Below are 19,822 nucleotides of genomic sequence, written 5' to 3'. Positions count from 1 at the left end.
GACCACCATGATCATCGAAAAGGTCCTCGGCAACACCCACGACCTCCCTCCCGGTCCGGACCCCTACCTTGGGCTCCACCGCGAGAAGGTGGTGCTGCCCAGCGCCCAGCTGGTCAAACGCATCCAGCGCGTCACCACCGACCACGGGAAGGAACTCGGCATCCGCCTCCCCGCCGGTTCCGGGGACCTTCGCGACGGCGACATCCTGCACGTGGCCGGCACCAACATGATCGTGGTGTCAGTCCTGCCCACCGACGTCCTGGTGATCGCCCCGCGCTCCATCCACGAGATGGGGGTGGTGGCCCACTCCCTGGGCAACCGGCACCTGCAGGCCCAGTTCTTCGACGCTTCCTCGGAGTACGGGGCGGAGGTGATGGTCTGCCAGTACGACCACACCGTGGAGGACTATCTCAAACACGTCGGAGCGCCCTACGACCGCCAGGAGCGCGTGATGCCCGTCCCCTTCCGCCATGCCGAACACTCGCACTAGTTTTCTCTTCCGCGGCGGGGGCGCCGCCCCGGATTTGGGGCCGTGCCCGCTCCGCGGTGCCCGCCACGCCGCGGCCCCAAAATCCGGGTCGGCGGCTTGTGATCTCGCCTTTGGGGACCTCCCGTGATGCATTACCAGTTGGCGTTGCAGCAGCTGACGGATTCTGCTCTGCCTACCGGGGCGTTTGCTCACTCTCTGGGGTTTGAGACGTATGTGGAGCGCGGGCTGGTGCACGACGAGGAGTCCTTTGGGGTGTGGCTGGCGGCGTTCATTTCACAGCAGCTGACGTACTCGGACGCCCTGGCAATCCGGTTCCTCTATGAGGACGTTCCGGTTGCCGAACTGGATGCGTTGTTGACCGCCCAGTTGTTGCCCCGGCAGTTGCGCGAGGCCAGTACCAAAATGGGCGGGCGTCTGCTGGAGATCGGCGCCGAGATCTTTCCGTCCGCAGATCTGGCGGAGTACCGGGAGCTGGTGGGTTCCGGCCGTGTCGCCGGGCATCAGCCGCTGGCGTTCGCCGTCGTCGCACGGTCCCTGAACGTACCGCTCCCGGAGGCCCTCGCCGCTTATCTTTTCGCCGCGGTGACGTCCTTGACGCAGAACGCCGTCCGGGCGATCCCCCTGGGGCAGAACGCCGGCCAGCGGATCCTGCGGAAGGCGGCCGACGGCGTAGCTGCCGCCGCCGAGCGCTCCAGTCACCTCACGCCTGACGACTTTGGGGCCGTCAGCCCCGGGCTGGAAATTTCGCAAATGCGGCACGAACGCCAGCGCGCCCGCATGTTCATGAGTTAACCGAGCTACACACGAAATATGTCTGGAGAAGAATATGTCTGAGCCCGTCAAAATCGGCATCGGCGGCCCGGTGGGTGCCGGCAAGACCCAGCTCGTGGAGCGGCTCACCCGTCATATGAGCCGGGAGATCTCCATGGCGGCCATCACCAACGATATCTACACAATCGAGGACGCCAAGATTCTCGCCGCCAATGGGATCCTGCCGATCGACCGGATCATCGGCGTCGAAACCGGCGGCTGCCCGCACACGGCCATCCGCGAAGACACGTCCATGAATACGGCCGCCATCGAGGAGCTGAAGAAGCGGCACCCTGACCTGCAGGTGATCTTCGTGGAATCCGGCGGCGACAACCTCTCCGCAACGTTCAGCCCCGAACTGGTGGACTTTTCCATCTACATAATCGACGTGGCCCAGGGTGAGAAGATCCCGCGCAAGGCCGGCCAGGGCATGATCAAGTCCGATCTGTTCATCATCAACAAGACCGACCTCGCCCCCCACGTCGGCGCGGACCTGGCCGTCATGGAGCGGGACTCCAAGGAATTCCGGGGCGAGAGGCCGTTCTGCTTCACGAACCTCAAGACCGACGAAGGGCTGGACCGCGTCATCGACTGGGTGCGGCGGGACGTCCTGATGCTCGACCTGGCGTCGTGACGGCGATTGTGCGGAGTCCGGCGGCTTCGCCGGATTTGGGGCCGTGCCCGTCCCCAGCCGCTCCCGACTCTCGCAAGCTCGAGTCGGGACCCTCGCGGCAGTGGGCCCCCCGCGGTGCCCGCCACGCCGCGGCCCCAAAATCCGGCCTCGCCGCCTCAGCGGTTAAGTCGCCGATGGGGGAGCTGGAACTCGTCGTCGAAAATCGGGACGGACGTTCTGTTGCCACGCATCAGTTCCATCGGGGGGCTTTGAGGGTTTTGCGGCCGCATTACTTGGATGGCAGCGGGCAGGTTTGTTATGTGCTCGTCAATCCTGGCGGTGCCTATCTGGGCGCTGACCTGTATGTGATTGACGTGGAGGTGGCCGATGAGGCTAAGCTGCTGCTCGCCACGCAGTCGGCCACCAAGATCTACCGGACTCCGGGATCCTTTGCCGAACAGCGGATGCGGCTGCGGCTCGGGGAGGGGGCCCGGCTGGAGCTCGCCCCGGATCAGGTGATCGCCTACCGGGAGGCCAGCTACCGGCAGAATACGCACGTGACGGTGCGGCCGTCGTCGAGCCTCATCATGGCCGAAATTGTGACCCCGGGGTGGTCGCCGGACGGGGCCTCGTTCCGGTACGAGGAGCTGCGGTTGCGGACCGAGATCCGGGTCGAGTCGGAGGCGTCCGTCGGGGAGGCGGGCGGGCTGCTGGCCCTGGACAACGTGCTCATCCGGCCGCCCCTGGGCGATGTGACGGGCCTGGCGTTCATGGAGGGCTTCAGCCATCTGGGGTCGCTGATCGTGGTGGACCCGCGGGTGGACCAAGCCCTTGCCGACGAACTCCACGAGATCACGGCCGGGCTCGGCGCCCATACCGGCATCTCGCTCACCGCCGCCGTGCTGGGAACGGCCGGGCTGGTGCTGAGGTCGCTCTCGAACAGCACGGAGGAACTGAGGTGTGTTCTGGGAGCCGCCACCGCCCTGCTGCGCAAGCGCTGGTACGGCCAGGATCCGCTGGATCTGAGGAAGTACTGATGGCCGGGACCCAGCAGAGGACTGCGCTGCGCCGGCTTCGGGCGCTGACCACCCGGCCGGCGGCCTGATCACAGCCGGCGCGCCCCCTCTGCCGGCAGGACGGCGAAGACATCGGGTGCCTGCAGCCCGCGGGCGGCGAAGCCGGCCAGGACCGCGGACCGGACCTGATCGGCGTCGTCCACTGGAACCAGGGCGATGGCGGAGCCGCCGAACCCGCCGCCGGTCATCCGGGCCCCGATGGCCCCGTTGGCGCGTGCGGTGTCAACGGCCAGGTTCAGTTCCGGGCAGGAGATTTCGAAGTCGTCCCGCATGGAGCGGTGGCTGGCGTCCAGCAGGTCTCCGATTGCCAGCGGCCCATGGGACGTGAGCCATTCCGCGGTCCGGGCGACCCGTTCGTTCTCGGTGACAATGTGCCGGACCCGGCGGAACGTCACGTCGTCGAGGACGCGCCCGGCCCGCGGCAGATCGGCGGCGTCAAGGTCGCGAAGGGCGCCGACGCCCAGGGCCCGGGCGCCGCGGACGCAGGAGGACCGGCGTTCGGCGTACCCGCCGGTGGCATGGGCGTGCGAGACCTTGGTGTCGATCACCAGGCAGAGAAGCCCGGACTCCTCCAGGCCGAGCGGCACCGGGCGGGAGCTGAGGTCGCGGCAGTCCAGGTAGACCGCGCAGTCCCGGGTGCCGAGCATCGACGCGGACTGATCCATGATCCCGGTGGGGGCGCCGACGACGTTGTTTTCGGCCCGCCGCCCGATGTCCGCCAGTTCGGCCCGGCCCAGGCCCGCTCCGGTGAGGTCGGAGAGGGCCAACGCGACGGCGCATTCCAGGGCGGCGGAGGAGGACAGCCCGGCGCCGACCGGGACATCGGAGGTCACGTACAGGTCAAAGCCCGGCACCGTGATGCCGGCACGTTCCAGCTCCCACGCCACTCCGGCCGGGTACGCGGACCAGCCGGCCGCCTGGTCCGGGACGAAGGCATCGAGATCGAATTCGACCGGGTCGGCGGCCGCGAACGCCGAGGCCAGCCGCACGGTGCGGTCCGCCCGGACCGACACGGCCACGGTGGTGGTGCGGTTGATGGCGAACGGCAGGACAAGGCCGTCGTTGTAGTCCGTGTGCTCGCCGATCAGGTTGACCCGTCCCGGCGCCTGCCACACGCCGTCGGCGTCATGGCCGAAGTGGCCGGCAAAGGCGCGCGTCACCGCGTCCGCCAGGGCCGTTCCTGCGGTGTCGGTGGTGGTCATGCCGTTCCTTTCCTGGCGTCCCGGAGCCGGGCCGCAACCTCTTCGGGGGTGGTGTCGTTGATGAAGGCGCCCATGGCGGCCTCGGAGCCGGCCAGGAACTTGAGTTTGTCCGCGGCCCGCCGGGGGGAGGTGAGCTGCAGGTGCAGGTACCCGGACGGGCGCAGCACCGGGTCAAGGGGGGCCTGGTGCCAGGCGCTGATATACGGCGTCGGGCTGCCGTAGAGCCTGTCGAGGCGGCCCAGCAGGTCCGGATACAGGACGGCGAGCTCGTCACGCTCGGCGCCGTTCAGCGCTGCGAGGTCCGGAACCTGGCGGTGCGGGACCAGATGGATTTCCAGCGGCCAGCGCGCCGCGAACGGCACGTAGGCGCTGAAAAAATCGCCCTCGAGCACCATCCGCGCGCCGTCGGCACGTTCGCTCGCCAAAATCGCCCCGGTCAGGGTGGCCGTCCCGCCCGCCGCCTCATGGAACTGCCGGGCGGCCGCGGCCATCACCGCGGTCCTCGGCGTGACGTAGGGGTAGGCGTAGATCTGGCCGTGCGGATGGTGCAGTGTCACGCCGATGTCCTGGCCGCGGTTCTCGAAACAGAACACCTGCGCCACGCCGGGCAGCGCGCTCAGGGCCTCGGTGCGGTGCGCCCAGGCGTCGATCACGGTGCGCACCCGCCGGGTGCTGAGGGCGGCGAACGTCCCGGTGTGCTCGGGCGTGAAGGCTACGACCTCGCACCGGCCGCCGGCGGTCCCGCGGGTACCCCAGCCCGGCGCTGCCGGGGCGGCGGCGAGATCCGGACCGAGCGAGGGGAACCGGTTTTCAAACACGGCGACGTCGTAATCCGCCGGGATCTCCGAGGGCCGCGCGTCGGTGCTCGGGCACAGCGGGCACTCGTCCGCCGGCGGAAGATGCGTCCTGTGTTGCCGGTGCGCGGCGACCGCCACCCATTCCCCGGTCAGCGCGTCGTACCGGATTTCCCCGGACGGGCCGCGCTCGGGAAGGTCGCGGCGGTCCCTTGACGGGCGCTGCAGGGGATGGGAAGTGTCGTCGAAATACAGGAGTTCGCGCCCGTCGGCGAGGCGCGTACTGGTCACCGCGGACACCGACGCCGGGGCGTCGCTGCGGCTGATGATGCTGGTCATGGGGTTCCTTCGAAAGTGAGGGGACGTGCGGTGCCCGACCCGGAAGCAGGGGGCGGGACCGGACGGTCAGAGGGCCTGGACGTGGAGGAGCAGGGCGTGCTCCGGGTTCAGGACCGGCAGGGGCAGGCCGACGTGCTGCAGGAAGGCGCCGGTGGCAACGGCCCCGTCTTCCAGCCAGGCCGGCGGCCGGATCTGGGTGAAGGTGTGCGCGTAGTCGCCGTCGAGAAGGGTAGGCAGTTCGGCCCGGACGCGGTAGTTCCGCTTCGGGTCAAGGCCCGGCAGTGAGGCCAGTCCGGGGACTTCAGCCGGGGCGGAGGCCAGGGACACTGCAGCGAACAGGGCCTCGCCGGCGTCGTGCGCAACTACACCGTGGACGCTCAGGGTGGGCTCGGCGGTGTCTGCGTTGACGCGCTTGCCGGAGTGGAGCAGTGCGCGGTGGCGCTTGTAGAGCGCGATGGCGCGGCGCAGCGTGGCCCGTTCCTCGTCCGTGGCTGCGCGGATGTCCCACTCCATGCCGAAATGGCCAAAGAGGGCGGTGATGGCGCGGAAGGAGATGTCGTGGGTGCGGGCCGTGGTGTGCGAGGTGGTGGGGCCGATATGTGATCCGACGAGTTCGGGGGGGAGGACGGCCTGGGTCCAGCGCTGGATGGTCTGGCGCTCCAGGGCATCGTTGCAGTCCGAGGCCCACACCCGGTCGGTTCGCTGCAGGATGCCGAGATCCACGCGGGCCCCGCCGGAGGAGCAGCTTTCAATCTCCACGTCCGGGTGGGATGCCTTGAGCGCGTCGAAGAGACGGTACGCGGCCAGCGTCTGTTCGTGGACGGACGGCCGGCCGCCGCGGCCGTGCTCGGTGAGGTCGCGGTTCTGGTCCCATTTGAGGTAGGCGATGTTGTTCTCGCGCAACAGGGCATCGAGGCGGCCGTATATGTATTGCCAGGCCTCCGGGTTGGCGAGGTCCAGGACGTGCTGATGGCGCCAGGCGTGCGGAAGCCGGCCGCCGTCCTTGTGGGAAAGCAGCGACGGGCCCACGATCCAGTCCGGGTGCTCGCGCGCGACGTCGGAGTCCAGGTTGACCATCTCCGGCTCCACCCACAGCCCGAACTCCATGCCGTGGCCGGTGACCGCGTCGATCAGCGGCGTCAGGCCTTCGGGCCACAGGCCCTCGTCGACGTACCAGTCGCCAAGACCCGCGTGATCGTCGCGGCGGCCGCGGAACCAGCCGTCGTCGAGGACGAAGCGTTCCACGCCGAGGCCGGCGGCCGCTTCGGCGAGTTCGAGCAGGGGCTCGAGGCGGTGGTCGAAGTAGACGGCTTCCCACGTGTTCAGCACCACCGGGCGGACCCGGCCGGAGGTGGTGTCCACATGCTGCGGCCGGGCACGGAACCAGTGGTAGAAGGCCTCGGTGATGCCGTCCAGGCCGCGGCCGGAGTAGGCGGCATAGAGCGACGGCGTCCGGTAGCTGCCGCCGGGGCGCAGCACCACTTCGGCGGAACCGAGCAGCTCGGCGGCACCGAGCATGCGCCGGCCGTCCGCGAGGCTGTCGAGGTACTGCTCGTGGTTGCCGCTCCAGCCCAGGTGCGTGGCCCAGACCTGGCCTGTGCGGTTGGCGAAGCCGGCGGTCCCGGCTGCCACCAACAGGGACGAGTCGTGGCCGGTCCGGCCGTGCCGGCCAGTGCGGACCCAGGTGCCCTGCTGGACGGCGTGCCGCTGCGGGTGGTTTTCGCGGCACCAGCGCCCGGTGAGGTCGAGCAGTTCCGTGGCGTCCCGCGGCACCGGCAGCACCGTGGCGAGTTCCTCGAGCTGGTATTCGGCAGAGCCGCTGTTGGTCAGCGTGTGAGCCAGCTCCAGGAGGCCGCCGGGGTGCAGGGTGAGTTCGGAACTGACCTCAAGTCCGGCCTCGGAGTCCCGGTGGATGATCACCACGGTGCGCCCGCCGTCCTGCATCTGGGCGGCAACGACCCGCAGGGCCGGCGAGAAGTCCAGGCCGGGGCCGCCGTCGGCGTTCCGGTGCCCGCGCAGGCCCGGCCGCCCGGCCCAGCCGGAGGAGGCCTGCGGGAGCAGTCCGGCGGTGACGGGGAGGTCGAGGGCGGAGTGCTGGACGGCCCCGTGGAGGATCGCCAGATCGGGGAGGTTCTCCCCGAGGTCGGCGCCCCAATGGACGATCTCGGCCTCGCCGGAGTCGAAGGCCAGCAGGACGCTGGTGCCGGCAGAACGCAGGTGCACGGGGTGCATGGGGATTCGCTTTCAGTAGTGCGGAAGTCAGGTGCTGGTGCGCGGGATCCCGGGTTGGGGACCCCGCGCACCGGGCGCCGCCGTTGCGGGCGGCTGTGGCTTCAGGGGCTTACTTGTTGAACAGGCTTACTTGTTGAAAAGTGAGTTGACCTGCTCGTTGGCCTGCGAGAGGGAGCTGGCCGGCTGCTTGCCGGAGAGGACGGCGTCCATAGCCGGCTTCATGATGCCGTCCACCTTGGCCGCCTTGTCCGCGATCGGGAACAGGAACGTGGTTCCTTCCTTGACGTGGGTGGTGAAGGCGGAGACGTCGGTGCCCTTGGCCTTGAACGCTTCGGCTGCCTTCTCGGAGGAGCTAGTGAGAGCCGGGAACACGACGGCCTTGGAAGCTACGACGTCCTGGCAGGCGGTGGAAGCGAGGTATTCAACCCACTTGGTGGCTGCTGCGGGCTTCTTGGTGCCGGCCCAGATGGAGTCGGCCAGGCCGTTGAACATGCTTGCACGCTTGCCGTCCGGTCCTGTCGGGGTGGGTGCGAAGCCGGTCTGGATACCCTTGTATCCGGTGTACTGGCCGATCAGCCAGTCGCCCGAGGTGTTGATGGCGGCCTTGCCGGCGCCGAAGTTGTCCGACATGCTGGCGCCTACCGTGGTTTCAAGCTTGGGCATGTAGCCCTTGTCCGCCAGGCCGGCCCACCAGGCAATGGTCTCCTGGAACTTGGGGTCGTCGTAGTTGAACTTGGTGCCCCAGGGGTTCTTGTCGGTGTGGGTCCAGCCGGTCGTGGCGCTGAGGAAGCTCCACTGCGTCTGGCCCTGGCCCGAGCCGGAGGACTCCAGGCCGAGGCCGTAGACGGCCACGTTGTCCTTGTCGAAGCCGGCCTCGTCGCCGCGCTTGCCGCGCTTGTCCACGGTCAGGTGGGCGATGGCTTTTTCGTAGCTGCCGCCGTCCTGCGGGTTCCAGTCCAGGGTAGCCATCTGCTCGGCGGTGAGACCGGCGGAGTCGGTCATGGCCTTGTTGTAGAAGAGGCCTACAGTGTCCCAGTCCTTGGGCAGCCCGTAGCGCTTCCCGTCCTGGCCGACCCAGAGCTCGGCCAGGCCCTTGGTGTAGCTGTCCAGCTTGATGCCGTCTTTGGCCACGGCGTCATCGAGGGCCAGGAGCTGCTTCTTCGCCGCGTACTCGGGGTACTTGGAGAGGTGGTCGGTGAAGACATCCGGCGCCGTGCCGGCAATGAAGCCGTTGGTCAGGGTGGTCCAGTAGTCGTCCCAGCCGCGCTGGGTGATCTTGACCTTGATATCCGGGTTGGCCTTGGTGAAATCGTCGGCGCACTGCTGGTAGGCCGGGAGCTGGTTGGCGTCCCAGAGCCAGTAGTTGATCTCCCCCTTGGCTTCGGAGGATGCCGGGGCGGACCCGCCGCAGGCGGAGAGGGAGATGGCGATGGCTGCAGCGGCAGCGACGGCGCCGAGGGTCTTCTTCATGGTGGACCTTTCATGGAAGTGCTTCTTTGAGGGGAATGTTTGTTAACGGGGCACTGCGTGTTGGGCCGGGGTTACTTGATGCCGGAGAAGCCGATGGAGTTGACCACCCGCTTGCCGAAGGCGATGAAGAGCAGGAGGACGGGCAGGGCCGCGATCAGGGTGGCGGCCATCAGGCCGGACCAGTCGGGGGCGCCCTGCGGGGACTGGGACTTGAAGACGCCCAGGCCCACGGTGAGGACGCGGACGCTTTCGTCCTGGCCCACCAGCAGCGGCCAGAAGTACTCGTTCCATTGGCCGATGAAGGTCAGCAGCGCAAGGGTGGCCAGGGGGGCCGCGGCGTTCGGGAGCACGATCTGGAAGAAGATCCGCACGTGCTTGGCGCCGTCGAGCATGGCGGCCTCTTCCACCTCGCGGGACATGGAGAGGAAGAACTGGCGCAGGAAGAAGATGGCGAAGGGGGTCATGAACAGGAACGGCAGGGCCAGACCGGCGAAGGTATTGAGCAGGCCGAGGTTCTTGATCATCAGGAAGTTGGGCAGGGCTGTGAAGATCGGCGGGACCATCATGGTGGCCAGGAACAGGCCGAACACCACGTTCCGGCCCGGCCAGCGGAGCCGGGAGAAGGCGTAGGCGGCCATCGCGCTGAAGAAGACCTGCCCGGCGGTGGTGACGGTGGCGAAGATGACGGAGTTCCGCAGGTACAGCCAGAAGTTGATGGCGGCGCCGGAGCCTCCCTCGGCGATTGCTTCCTCGGGGCTCTGCAGCCCCAGGACCCGCTTGAAGGCGCCGAGGCTGAAATCGGCCGGCAGGAGGTTGCTGGCGTTCGAGGCCAGGGAGGCGTTGCTGGACAGTGCGGTGCGGAGCATCCAGAGGAACGGCGCGATCGTCACGGCGACGGCAATGGCGACGAGGGTCCAGGCGCCGACGCGGCGCCAGTTGACCGGCTTCCTGGGAGCGGGAGCGGAGGTGGCGGGCTTCTTGCGGGAAGGGACGAGGGTAGTCATGGCTGGGGTTCCTTAGTCCAGATCCGATTCGTTGCCCTTGAGGAACTTCATCTGGACGAAGGCCACGAGAGCGAGAATGACGAAGAGAATGACGGACAGGGCCGAGGCGTAGCCGAAGTCGGATTCACCGAAGGCCTTCTGGTAGATGTACATCTGGATGACGCGGGAGGCATTGATCGGGCCGCCGCCCGTGGTCACTGCCACGGTGTCGAAGACCTGGAAGGAGCCGATGACGGTGACCACCAGGACCAACACCAGCACCGGGCGCAGGAGCGGCATCGTGATGCTCCAGAAGGTCCGGGTCGGGGAGGCGCCGTCGAGCGAGGCGACCTCGTACACGTGGTTGGGGATGGACTGCAGGCCGGCGAAGATCAGCAGGGCGGTGTAGCCCATGTGCCGCCAGACATTGACGCCGGCGATGGTGGGGATGGCCCATTGCTCGCTGCCGAAGAAGGCGATGCGCGGCAGGCCCAGCCAGTTGATGACCTCGTTGACGATTCCCAGCTGGTAGTCGAGCATCCAGAACCAGAGCAGCGCGACGATCACGTTCGCCACCAGGAAGGGCAGCAGCAGGGCGCCGCGGATTAGCGTGGACTTGGCGACGTTGTGCATCAGCAGGGCAAGTCCGAGCGCGATGACGGTCTGGAAGCCGATGTTCAGTGCCACGTACTGGACCGTCACGGCCATGGCGTTCCAGAAGAGATCGTCCGCGAAGATCGCAGTGTAGTTTTTGGTGCCGATCCAGGTGGGATCGCCCAAAACGCTGTACTCGGTGAAGCTGAGGTAGACGCCGCGGATGCTCGGCACCAGGTAGAAGGCAACGAAGCCGAGCAAGGCCGGGGCGATGAAGAGAAGGGCGACCCTCAGGTCGCTGCGGGTTCGGCGCCGGCCGCGGGGGGCAGCATTGCCCGTTCCCGTGCCGGGCGCCTTGCGGGCCGGAACGGCTCCGCGGGCAGTTGTGGTGGTCATTGGTGGGTCCTCCGCAGTTACGTGGATGCTGTGACGTGGATTACAACTGAGGCCTGAATCTACACGAGTAACTTTCTTATGCGCAAGCGTTTCTTTTATGTTTCCGGGAGGAATCTTTCTGCTCATCTTCTGCTATTGACTCGAGTAGAAACTGGTGTAAAACTTGCGTGCATGACTTTCTCACTAGGCATTGTCGGCGCCGGACAGTTCGCAGGCGCCTTCGCCAAACTCTTCGACGCCCATCCCGCGATTTCAGAAGTCCATGTCACGGACGTCCTGCCGGAACGGGCCGAGGCCCTCCGGGAGCGGCTCGGCTTGGCGGGGACCTATCCCAGCTTTGAGGCCATGCTCGACGGCGGCCTCGACGCCGTGGCGATCTTCACCCAGCGCTGGACGCACGGGCCGCTGGTGCTGCAGGCGCTCCGGGCGGGCAAGCATGTGTATTCGGCAGTGCCGATGGCCATCAGCGAGGACGAGATCGCCCGGATCATCGAGGCTGTCCGGGAGACGGGCCTGACCTACATGATGGGCGAGACAAGCTACTACAACCCCGCCACCGTCTATGCCCGCAAGCGCAAGGCTGAAGGCGCCTTTGGCCGCATCTTCTACGCCGAGGGCGACTACGTCCACGACATGGATCTCGGCTTCTACGAGGCCTACCAGTACAGCGGCGGGGAGGACTGGAAACGCACTGCCAGCTACCCGCCCATGCTGTATCCGACTCACTCCACCGGCGGGGTACTGGGCGCAATCGGCGGCCATGCCGTCAGCGTCAGCTGCATTGGCGTCTCCGACGAGCGCGGCGACGGCGTGTTCGATAAGGATGTCAGCATGTTCGGCAACGACTTCTCCAATGCCACCGCGCTGTTCGAACTCTCAACCGGCGGGTCCATGCGCATCAACGAGATGCGCCGCGTCGGCTACCCCTCCCACCTGCGCGAAAGCCGCTTCCGGTACTTCGGCACGGACGCCAGCTTCGAGCAGCTGGCCACGGTCAGTGTGTGGCAGGACAAGGAGTCCGTGACCGACGTCAGCGCGGAACTGGCCACCGGGGCCACGCTGGCTGCCGACGATCCTTCGCTGGCCAGTGTCGCACCGGCACTGCGGGACGCCTTCAGCTCCGGAATGGCACCCGTGCATGACGCCGGCCGGCTTCCGGCCGAGTTCCGCGGACTTCACAACGGGCACGAGGGCAGCCACCACTTCCTGGTGGACGACTTTGCCACGGCCGTCGACACGGGAACGCTCCCGCCCGTCAACGCCTGGGAAGCCGCCCGCTACACGCTGCCGGGGATCGTGGCGCACGAGTCCGCCCTCCGCGGCGGGGAGCGGTTGCCCGTCCCGGACCACGGCGACGCCCCCGTCCTGCTGCCTGCGCAGGGAACCAACGAGGAAGGCTTAGCCGGGGAACTCCGGCGGTAGCATGGTCACTGTGCCACACTCGCCCGCCTCCGCCAGGCCCACGATCACCCGAAAAGACGTGGCCAGGCTGGCGGGCGTCAGCACCGCCGTCGTCAGCTATGTGGTGAACGGCGGCCCCAAGCGGGTCTCCCCGGTGACCGCTGCGAAAGTCCGCGAGGCCATCAGCGCCCTGGGGTACCGTCCGAACGCCGCGGCGAGGGCACTGAAACTTGGCTCCAGCGAGATGCTCGGCATGGTGGTCCCGGACACCACCAACCCCTTCTTCGCCACTTTGGCCCGCGCCGTGGAGGAAGCCGCGGCGGCGCGCGGCTATGCCCTGCTGCTGGCGAACTCGGGCGGATCGGCGGCCAATGAGCGGCGCCAGGTCAGGAACCTCGCGAGCCGCCGCGTTGACGGGGTCTTCCTCTCCAGCGTGCTGTTCGAACCCGACCTGACCGAGCTGGAGCATTCGGAGATCCCCGCCGTGCTGCTCAACCACAGCACCGAGGTGCCGGGCTTCAACTCGGTCGGCGTGGAGCTGCTGGAAGGCTCCCGGCGTGCCGTCGAGCACCTGGTGGGCCACGGCCACCGCAACATCGCACTGGTCATGGGCATGAACGCCGGCAATGATCTCGATGCCCGCGAGGTCGGGTGGCAGCAGGGGCTCGCGGAGGCCGGCCTCCCGGAAGGACCCATTCTGCGCTGTGACTTCGACCGGCAGGGCGGCTACCGGGCCGGGCAGCGGCTGCTCGCGGCCGCGGACCGACCCACCGCCGTGTTCGTCAGTTCCGACCTGCAGGCCGTCGGCCTGCTGCGCGCCGTGTCCGAGGCCGGGCTGCGGGTCCCCGAGGACCTGGCGGTCTTCTCCTTCGACGGCTCGGCTGAGGCGGAGTTCAGCTGGCCGCCGTTGAGCACGGTCGCGCAGCCCGTCCAGGCCATGGCCGAGGCCGCCGTCGAAGCGCTCATTGGCTTTGACGGCGTGTCTCCCACCCGGAACAGGATCTTCCCCGTGGACCTGGTCCTGCGCGCGTCCTGCGGCTGCGCGCCGGTGCCTGCCGCGCCGGTGCCTGCCGCGCCGGCCGGGTAGGGTCCCCGCCGGGCACGTCGTTGCGGTTCCGGGCGTCGTTCCCTGCGGGCATCACACCAGGGGCCCTATGGACTATCGTTAGCGCTAACAGGAGCCGGGGGGCGGGCGACCAGCGGGCGCCCCGTGCCCTCCTATCGTTCGATTTCACACTTTGATTCAGGCCGATGGACGGCATCGGAGCGAAAGGGGCCTCGCATGGGGAACAACAATGACCGGCGGCAGCCGCGGCTCGAAGACGTCGCAGCGCTGGCCAAGGTTTCCCACCAGACCGTCTCACGGGTGATCAACAACCACCCGAATGTCAGCGCGGGAACAAAGTCCCGGGTCGAGGCGGCGATTGCCGAACTCGGCTACCGGCGCAACACGGCCGCCCGGAGCCTGGTGACCCGGCGCACCCAGACTATCGGTGTCCTCGCCTCCGAGCTCGGGCAATACGGCCCGGCGAATACCCTGCTTGGGGTCCAGCAAGCCGCCAGGGAAGCAGGCTATTTCGTGAGCATTGCCGCGATCAAGGGGGCCGCGGCGAACGCCATTTGCGATGCGGTGCGGCACCTGACGGACCAGGGCGCGGACGGATTGATTGTGATCGTGCCGCACGACGGGACACTTCAGGTGCTCGAGGACCTGAACCTGGATCTCCCGGTAATCGTCGTCGGCGGAGCCGGAGAAGGGCGGTTGAGTGGCGCGATGGTCGACCAGAAGCTCGGTGCGCGGCTGGCCGTCGCCCATCTGATCAGCCTTGGCCACGAGCGGATCGGCCATGTCTCCGGACCGCTCGACTGGGTGGACGGCAAAGCCCGGGTTGACGGGTGGCGCGAGGAGTTGGCGGAAGCCGGCCTCTCCGACGAACTTCTGGTCGAGGGGGACTGGAGTGCGGACAGCGGGTACCGGATCGGGCAGCAGCTGGCAGAACAGCGCAGCGCCACCGCGGTGTTCGTCAGCAACGACCAGATGGCGCTCGGACTGCTGCGGGCGTTCGGCGAGAAGGGCATCCGGGTTCCGGAAGACGTCTCCGTGGTTGGCTTTGACGACCAGCCCGAATCCGCCTACTTCATGCCGCCGCTGACCACCGTGCGACAGGACTTCGAGGAACTCGGAAAGCGCTGCATGGACCTGATACGCGCCCAGGTCGAGGGCGATGCCGCCAGCGGCGCCCTGGTGGTCAAACCTGCTCTCGTGGTACGCGCCAGCACCGCACCCCGCCCCCGCCTCTCCTAAGGGCCGAAGCCCTCCGTTCCGGCAATACGTGCCAGGCTTCTTGACAGCAAGTTTGTTAGCGCTAACAATAAGGGGGTTCGCAATGTTGCGGAACCTATTGGAGGATTTGATGGACTTCTCAGTGGACGGAACCGAAAACTTTGTCATAGGCGTGGACTACGGCACGCTTTCCGGGCGGGCCGTCGTCGTCCGGGTCCGGGACGGCAAGGAACTGGGCAGCGGGGTATTTGAATACCCGCATGCCGTGGTCACCGGCGAGCTTCCGAAGGACACGGCTGGCGTCGCCGGCATCCGGCTTCCGGGCGAATGGGCCCTGCAGGTGCCCAACGACTACCGCGACGTGCTCCGCCGGGCTGTGCCCGCGGCCGTCGCCGACGCCGGGATCGACCCAGCCGCCGTGGTGGGCATCGCCACCGACTTCACGGCCTGCACCATGGTCCCCGTCAAGGGCGACGGCACACCGCTGAACGAGCTTCCCGGATTCGCCAACCGCCCGCACGCCTACGTGAAGCTGTGGCGCCACCATGCCGCCCAGCCGCAGGCGGACCGCATCAACGCCCTGGCCTCGGAACTCGGCGAAAACTGGCTGCCGCGCTACGGCGGACTCATCTCCTCCGAATGGGAGTTCGCCAAGGGCCTGCAGTTGCTTGAGGAGGACCCGGAAAGCTACGCCGCGATGGACCGCTGGGTGGAAGCGGCTGACTGGATCGTCTGGCAGCTGTGCGGCAACTACGTCCGCAACGCCTGCACGGCCGGCTACAAAGGGATCTACCAGGACGGCCGCTACCCGTCCAAGGAATTCCTGTCCGCCCTGAACCCGGACTTCAAGGATTTTGTCAGCGCCAAGCTGGCGCACACCATCGGCCGGCTCGGCGATGCGGCCGGCTATCTGACGGCCGAGGCCGCCGCCTGGACCGGACTGCCGGAAGGCATCGCCGTCGCAGTGGGCAACGTGGACGCCCACGTCACGGCGCCCGCAGCGAAGGCAGTTGAGCCCGGGCAGCTGGTGGCCATCATGGGAACCTCCACCTGCCACGTGATGAACGGTGCCGAACTGCGGGAAGTCCCGGGCATGTGCGGCGTGGTGGACGGCGGAATCGTCGACGGACTGTGGGGCTACGAAGCTGGCCAAAGCGGTGTGGGGGACATCTTCGGCTGGTTCACGAACAACGGCGTCCCGCCCGAGTACCACCAGGCAGCGGAGGCGGCAGGCCTGGGCATCCACGAATACCTCACGGAACTGGCCTCGCGCCAAGCCATCGGCGAACACGGCCTCATTGCCCTGGACTGGCACTCCGGCAACCGTTCCGTGCTGGTGGACCACGAACTCTCCGGAGTCGTGGTGGGCCAGACCCTCGCCACCAGGCCCGAAGACACCTACCGGGCCTTGTTGGAAGCCACGGCCTTCGGCACGCGCACCATCGTGGACGCCTTCCGCGACTCCGGGGTGCCGGTCAGGGAATTCATCGTGGCCGGCGGCCTGCTGAAGAACAAGCTGCTCATGCAGATCTACGCGGATATCACCGGCTTGCCGCTCTCCACCATCGGCTCGGCCCAGGGGCCCGCCCTGGGGTCGGCCATCCACGCCGCCGTGGCCGCAGGTGAATACGCGGATATCCGTGCCGCTGCGGCTGCCATGGGATCTGAGCCCGGCAGCATCTATATTCCCATTCCGGAAAATGTTGCCGCCTACGAAAATCTCTTCCAGGAGTACCGCACGCTGCACGACTACTTCGGCCGCGGCAGCAACAGCGTGATGCACCGCCTCAAGGCGATCCAGCGTGCGGCCAGGCCCTCGTTTGCCGCCGCTGCGGGCGCTCCGCAGCAGAACGCCGTCCCCGCCGGCTCGGTCGCAGAGGAAGTGTCCGCATGAGCAACCTGCTGGAAAGCATCGCGGAGGTCCGTCGCGAGGTCTGCGAACTGCACGCCGAACTCACGCGCTACGAACTGGTGGTGTGGACGGCCGGCAACGTCTCCGCCCGCGTCCCCGGCCATGACCTGATGGTCATCAAGCCGTCCGGAGTCTCCTACGCGGACCTCACGCCCGAGAGCATGGTTGTCACGGACCTCTACGGCACGCCCGCGGAGGGCGACTGGAGCAACCCCGCGCTGTCACCGTCTTCGGACACCGCGGCGCACGCCTACGTTTACCGGCACATGCCGGAGGTCGGGGGAGTGGTGCACACGCATTCGACCTACGCCACGGCCTGGGCTGCGCGGGGAGAGGAGATCCCCTGCGTGCTGACCATGATGGGTGACGAGTTTGGCGGGACGATCCCGGTGGGCCCGTTCGCGCTGATCGGGGACGACTCGATCGGCCGCGGCATCGTGGACACCCTGGCCCAATCCAGCTCGCCGGCCGTGCTGATGCAGAACCACGGGCCCTTCACCGTGGGCAAGGATGCCCGCTCGGCGGTCAAAGCCGCCGTCATGTGCGAGGAAGTGGCACGGACCGTCCATATTTCCCGGCAACTCGGCGAACCCCTGCCGATCGACCCGGCCCAGATCGACTCGCTTTACGCCCGCTACCAGAACGTCTACGGCCGCTAGGCCCAAAACCAGGCCGCCAGGCCCAAAACCAGGCCGCCAGGCCGCGAAGCCGTCGTCGCCCCCCACCATCCGCAGGAGAAAACATGTCCAACGCCAACAACACGTCCCTTGAGCAGTTCGAGGTCTGGTTCCTCACCGGCAGCCAGCACCTCTACGGCGAGGACGTCCTCAAGCAGGTCGCCGCCCAGTCCCAAGACATCGCTGACGCGCTGAACGCCTCCGCCGACGTCCCAGTGAAAATCGTCTGGAAGCCCGTGCTCACGGACTCGGACGCCATCCGCCGCACCGCCCTGGATGCCAACTCGGACGACGCCGTGATCGGCGTGACCGCGTGGATGCACACCTTCTCCCCGGCCAAGATGTGGATCCAGGGCCTGGACCTGCTCCGGAAGCCGCTCCTGCACTTGCACACCCAGGCCAACGTCGAACTGCCGTGGGCGGACATCGACTTCGACTTCATGAACCTGAACCAGGCCGCGCACGGCGACCGCGAGTTCGGCTACATCCAGTCCCGTCTCGGCATCCCGCGCAAAACCGTCGTCGGCCACGTGTCCAACCCCGAGGTGTCCCGCCAGGTCGGATCCTGGCAGCGCGCCTCGGCGGGTTGGGCGGCCGTCCGGACCCTCAAGCTGACCCGTTTCGGCGACAACATGCGCAATGTCGCCGTCACCGAAGGGGACAAGACCGAGGCCGAGTTGCGCTTCGGCGTCTCGGTCAACACTTGGTCCGTCAATGAACTCGCCGACGCCGTGCACGGCGCGGCAGAATCCGACGTCGACTCCCTCGTCGCCGAATACGAGCAGCTCTACGAGGTGGCCCCCGAGCTCCGTGCCGGCGGCCCACGCCACGAGTCGCTGCGCTACAGCGCCCGGATCGAGCTTGGGCTCCGCAGCTTCCTGGAGACCAACGGCTCGGCCGCCTTCACCACGTCCTTCGAAGACCTCGGCGCACTGCGCCAGCTGCCGGGCATGGCCGTGCAGCGCCTCATGGCCGACGGTTACGGCTTCGGCGCCGAGGGCGACTGGAAGACTGCCATCCTGGTCCGGGCAGCCAAAGTCATGGGCGCCGGGCTCCCCGGCGGCGCCTCGCTCATGGAGGACTACACCTACCACCTCGTCCCGGGCCAGGAGAAAATCCTGGGCGCGCACATGCTGGAGGTCTGCCCGTCCCTGACTGCCGCGAAGCCGCGCGTGGAAATCCACCCGCTGGGCATCGGCGGCAAGGAAGATCCCGTCCGCCTGGTCTTCGACACCGATGCCGGCCCCGGCGTCGTGGTGGCGCTGTCCGACATGCGCGACCGCTTCCGCCTCGTGGCCAACGCCGTCGACGTCGTGGACCTTGAGCAGCCGCTGCCCAACCTGCCGGTGGCCCGTGCCCTCTGGTCGCCCAAGCCTGACTTTGCCACCTCCGCTGCTGCCTGGCTGACCGCCGGAGCCGCCCACCACACTGTGCTTTCCACCGCCGTCGGCATGGACGTCTTCGAGGACTTCGCCGAGATCGCCCAAACCGAGCTGTTGACCATTGACGACGGCACCACCATCAGGGGCTTCAAGAAGGAACTCGCCTGGAACGCCGCCTACTACAAGCTGGCCGGCGGTCTGTGACAGGGGACGAATACGGGCTCCGGCACGGGGAGTACACCGCCGTCGTCGCCGCCCGCGGTGCCGCGGTGCGGACGCTGCAGTTCCGCGGGCGGGACCTGATCGTCCCGTTTCCGGCAGGCGGGCCCAACCCGGACTTCCGCGGCGTCATCGTGGCACCCTGGCCGAACCGGATTCCCGACGGGACGTACACCTTTGGCGGTGCGGACTACGAGCTCCCGGTCAACGAACCCGACCGGCAATGCGCCCTGCACGGCTTCACCCCGGAGCTGGAGTGGAGGCTGGAGTCCCGGACGGATTCCGCCGTGGAGCTCTCCTGCACCATCGGGCCGACGCCGGGCTACCCCTTCGCGTTGTCGATCACCGCCAGCTACCGGCTGGCCGGCGGGGGCCTGCACACTGCCGTCACGGCAGCCAATGTGGGGCAGCGGTCCGCGCCCTACGGGGTCTGTCCCCACCCGTATCTGCTGGCCGGGCCGGCGCCGCTGGACCAATGGAGCCTGGAGGTGCCGGCGCGGACGTTCCTTGAGGTCACGCCGGACCGGCTGCTCCCGGTCGCCACCCGGTCCGTTGAAGGACACGGATATGACTTCCGCGCGGCCCGCGTCATCGGATCTACCAAGATCGACCATGCCTTCACCGACATGGTGTTCGACGGCGACGGGCAGGCTCACGTCGTGGTCCGGGACCCGGGCGGGACCGGCGTCGGCATGGCCTGGGACCGCAGCTGCGCCTGGCTGCAGCTCTACACCGGGGATGCGGAACCGCCGCTGCCCGGCCGACTCGGACTCGCCGTGGAACCCATGACGTGTCCGCCGGATGCCTTCAACACCGGCACGGACCTCGTGCGGCTCGAACCCGGAGACTCGCACCGCGTGGCCTGGCGCATCTTCGCCGCATGAGGGTCCGGCGGCGGTAAGAAGGAGACTGGCGCCGAATGTGCGTTGACTCACATGTTTCAAGAAG

The 19,822-nt window shown here is 67.9% G+C and carries 17 protein-coding genes; 11 read left to right on the top strand and 6 right to left on the bottom strand.

Going from position 1 to position 19,822, the window contains the following annotated elements:
* Window positions 1–7: 7 nt before the first annotated feature.
* The 4 genes from ureE to AC1DHX_RS01725 all read left to right on the top strand — a co-directional run bounded on the left by ureE (window position 8) and on the right by AC1DHX_RS01725 (window position 2,950).
* On the top strand, window positions 8–490 hold the full coding sequence (gene ureE, locus AC1DHX_RS01740; RefSeq protein WP_476859661.1) for an urease accessory protein UreE: 483 nt from the start codon (window positions 8–10) through the stop codon (window positions 488–490).
* 126 nt (window positions 491–616) lie between these two features.
* Window positions 617–1,282, top strand: a complete 666-nt coding sequence (locus AC1DHX_RS01735; protein WP_476859689.1) for an urease accessory protein UreF — start codon at window positions 617–619, stop codon at window positions 1,280–1,282.
* A gap of 34 nt (window positions 1,283–1,316) precedes the next feature.
* Complete coding sequence (ureG, locus tag AC1DHX_RS01730; protein ID WP_476859662.1) at window positions 1,317–1,934, top strand: urease accessory protein UreG; 618 nt, start codon at window positions 1,317–1,319, stop codon at window positions 1,932–1,934.
* A gap of 299 nt (window positions 1,935–2,233) precedes the next feature.
* Window positions 2,234–2,950: an urease accessory protein UreD gene (locus AC1DHX_RS01725; protein WP_476859663.1), complete on the top strand. Its 717-nt coding sequence runs from the start codon at window positions 2,234–2,236 to the stop codon at window positions 2,948–2,950.
* Between the two features lie 68 nt (window positions 2,951–3,018).
* Here the strand turns inward: AC1DHX_RS01725 and galK are convergent, their stop codons facing one another.
* From galK to AC1DHX_RS01695, 6 genes are all read right to left on the bottom strand, one after another.
* Window positions 3,019–4,191, bottom strand: coding sequence for a galactokinase (gene galK, locus AC1DHX_RS01720; RefSeq protein WP_476859664.1), 1,173 nt, complete (start codon window positions 4,189–4,191; stop codon window positions 3,019–3,021).
* Window positions 4,188–5,324 carry a galactose-1-phosphate uridylyltransferase gene (gene galT, locus AC1DHX_RS01715; protein ID WP_476859665.1) on the bottom strand — a complete coding sequence of 379 codons (1,137 nt, stop codon included), beginning with the start codon at window positions 5,322–5,324 and terminating at the stop codon, window positions 4,188–4,190. Before galT ends, galK begins: the two co-directional genes overlap by 4 nt.
* A 66-nt stretch (window positions 5,325–5,390) precedes the next feature.
* On the bottom strand, window positions 5,391–7,556 hold the full coding sequence (locus AC1DHX_RS01710; RefSeq protein ID WP_476859666.1) for an alpha-galactosidase: 2,166 nt from the start codon (window positions 7,554–7,556) through the stop codon (window positions 5,391–5,393).
* A gap of 126 nt (window positions 7,557–7,682) precedes the next feature.
* On the bottom strand, window positions 7,683–9,026 hold the full coding sequence (locus AC1DHX_RS01705) for an ABC transporter substrate-binding protein (RefSeq protein ID WP_476859667.1): 1,344 nt from the start codon (window positions 9,024–9,026) through the stop codon (window positions 7,683–7,685).
* A gap of 71 nt (window positions 9,027–9,097) precedes the next feature.
* Window positions 9,098–10,030 (bottom strand): carbohydrate ABC transporter permease, encoded by a 933-nt coding sequence (locus tag AC1DHX_RS01700; protein ID WP_476859668.1) that lies wholly within the window; start codon window positions 10,028–10,030, stop codon window positions 9,098–9,100.
* Window positions 10,031–10,042: 12 nt separating this feature from the next.
* A complete protein-coding gene (locus tag AC1DHX_RS01695) occupies window positions 10,043–10,999 on the bottom strand; it encodes a carbohydrate ABC transporter permease (protein WP_476856738.1) in 957 nt (318 codons plus the stop codon).
* A 171-nt stretch (window positions 11,000–11,170) separates the two neighbouring features.
* On the opposite strand from AC1DHX_RS01695, the gene AC1DHX_RS01690 reads away from it, so the two are divergent.
* From AC1DHX_RS01690 to AC1DHX_RS01660, 7 genes are all read left to right on the top strand, one after another.
* Window positions 11,171–12,421 carry a Gfo/Idh/MocA family protein gene (locus AC1DHX_RS01690; RefSeq protein ID WP_230006160.1) on the top strand — a complete coding sequence of 417 codons (1,251 nt, stop codon included), beginning with the start codon at window positions 11,171–11,173 and terminating at the stop codon, window positions 12,419–12,421.
* A 1-nt stretch (window position 12,422) separates the two neighbouring features.
* Complete coding sequence (locus tag AC1DHX_RS01685; protein WP_476859669.1) at window positions 12,423–13,487, top strand: LacI family DNA-binding transcriptional regulator; 1,065 nt, start codon at window positions 12,423–12,425, stop codon at window positions 13,485–13,487.
* A 195-nt stretch (window positions 13,488–13,682) separates the two neighbouring features.
* Complete coding sequence (locus AC1DHX_RS01680) at window positions 13,683–14,705, top strand: LacI family DNA-binding transcriptional regulator (protein WP_476851778.1); 1,023 nt, start codon at window positions 13,683–13,685, stop codon at window positions 14,703–14,705.
* Between the two features lie 109 nt (window positions 14,706–14,814).
* Window positions 14,815–16,578 (top strand): ribulokinase, encoded by a 1,764-nt coding sequence (araB, locus tag AC1DHX_RS01675; RefSeq protein ID WP_476859670.1) that lies wholly within the window; start codon window positions 14,815–14,817, stop codon window positions 16,576–16,578.
* Window positions 16,575–17,255, top strand: coding sequence for an L-ribulose-5-phosphate 4-epimerase (locus AC1DHX_RS01670; RefSeq protein ID WP_476859671.1), 681 nt, complete (start codon window positions 16,575–16,577; stop codon window positions 17,253–17,255). The genes araB and AC1DHX_RS01670 overlap by 4 nt, the downstream gene beginning before the upstream one ends.
* An 83-nt stretch (window positions 17,256–17,338) precedes the next feature.
* A complete protein-coding gene (gene araA, locus AC1DHX_RS01665) occupies window positions 17,339–18,859 on the top strand; it encodes an L-arabinose isomerase (protein ID WP_476859672.1) in 1,521 nt (506 codons plus the stop codon).
* Window positions 18,856–19,758, top strand: coding sequence for an aldose 1-epimerase family protein (locus AC1DHX_RS01660; protein WP_476859673.1), 903 nt, complete (start codon window positions 18,856–18,858; stop codon window positions 19,756–19,758). The genes araA and AC1DHX_RS01660 overlap by 4 nt, the downstream gene beginning before the upstream one ends.
* Window positions 19,759–19,822: the final 64 nt, after the last annotated feature.

This window comes from Arthrobacter sp. 05N33_2 (genome assembly GCF_056397425.1).
Note: the sequence above shows the minus strand (reverse complement) of the source record. Positions and strands in the feature narration are given on the sequence as shown.

Coding starts and splice junctions, on each gene's coding strand:
- ureE (WP_476859661.1), top strand. CDS start 8: ATGATCATCGAAAAGGTCCTCGGCAACACCCACGACCTCCCTCCCGGT.
- AC1DHX_RS01735 (WP_476859689.1), top strand. CDS start 617: ATGCATTACCAGTTGGCGTTGCAGCAGCTGACGGATTCTGCTCTGCCT.
- ureG (WP_476859662.1), top strand. CDS start 1,317: ATGTCTGAGCCCGTCAAAATCGGCATCGGCGGCCCGGTGGGTGCCGGC.
- galK (WP_476859664.1), bottom strand. CDS start 4,191: ATGACCACCACCGACACCGCAGGAACGGCCCTGGCGGACGCGGTGACG.
- galT (WP_476859665.1), bottom strand. CDS start 5,324: ATGACCAGCATCATCAGCCGCAGCGACGCCCCGGCGTCGGTGTCCGCG.
- AC1DHX_RS01710 (WP_476859666.1), bottom strand. CDS start 7,556: ATGCACCCCGTGCACCTGCGTTCTGCCGGCACCAGCGTCCTGCTGGCC.
- AC1DHX_RS01705 (WP_476859667.1), bottom strand. CDS start 9,026: ATGAAGAAGACCCTCGGCGCCGTCGCTGCCGCTGCAGCCATCGCCATC.
- AC1DHX_RS01700 (WP_476859668.1), bottom strand. CDS start 10,030: ATGACTACCCTCGTCCCTTCCCGCAAGAAGCCCGCCACCTCCGCTCCC.
- AC1DHX_RS01695 (WP_476856738.1), bottom strand. CDS start 10,999: ATGACCACCACAACTGCCCGCGGAGCCGTTCCGGCCCGCAAGGCGCCC.
- AC1DHX_RS01690 (WP_230006160.1), top strand. CDS start 11,171: ATGACTTTCTCACTAGGCATTGTCGGCGCCGGACAGTTCGCAGGCGCC.
- AC1DHX_RS01685 (WP_476859669.1), top strand. CDS start 12,423: ATGGTCACTGTGCCACACTCGCCCGCCTCCGCCAGGCCCACGATCACC.
- AC1DHX_RS01680 (WP_476851778.1), top strand. CDS start 13,683: ATGGGGAACAACAATGACCGGCGGCAGCCGCGGCTCGAAGACGTCGCA.
- araB (WP_476859670.1), top strand. CDS start 14,815: ATGGACTTCTCAGTGGACGGAACCGAAAACTTTGTCATAGGCGTGGAC.
- AC1DHX_RS01670 (WP_476859671.1), top strand. CDS start 16,575: ATGAGCAACCTGCTGGAAAGCATCGCGGAGGTCCGTCGCGAGGTCTGC.
- araA (WP_476859672.1), top strand. CDS start 17,339: ATGTCCAACGCCAACAACACGTCCCTTGAGCAGTTCGAGGTCTGGTTC.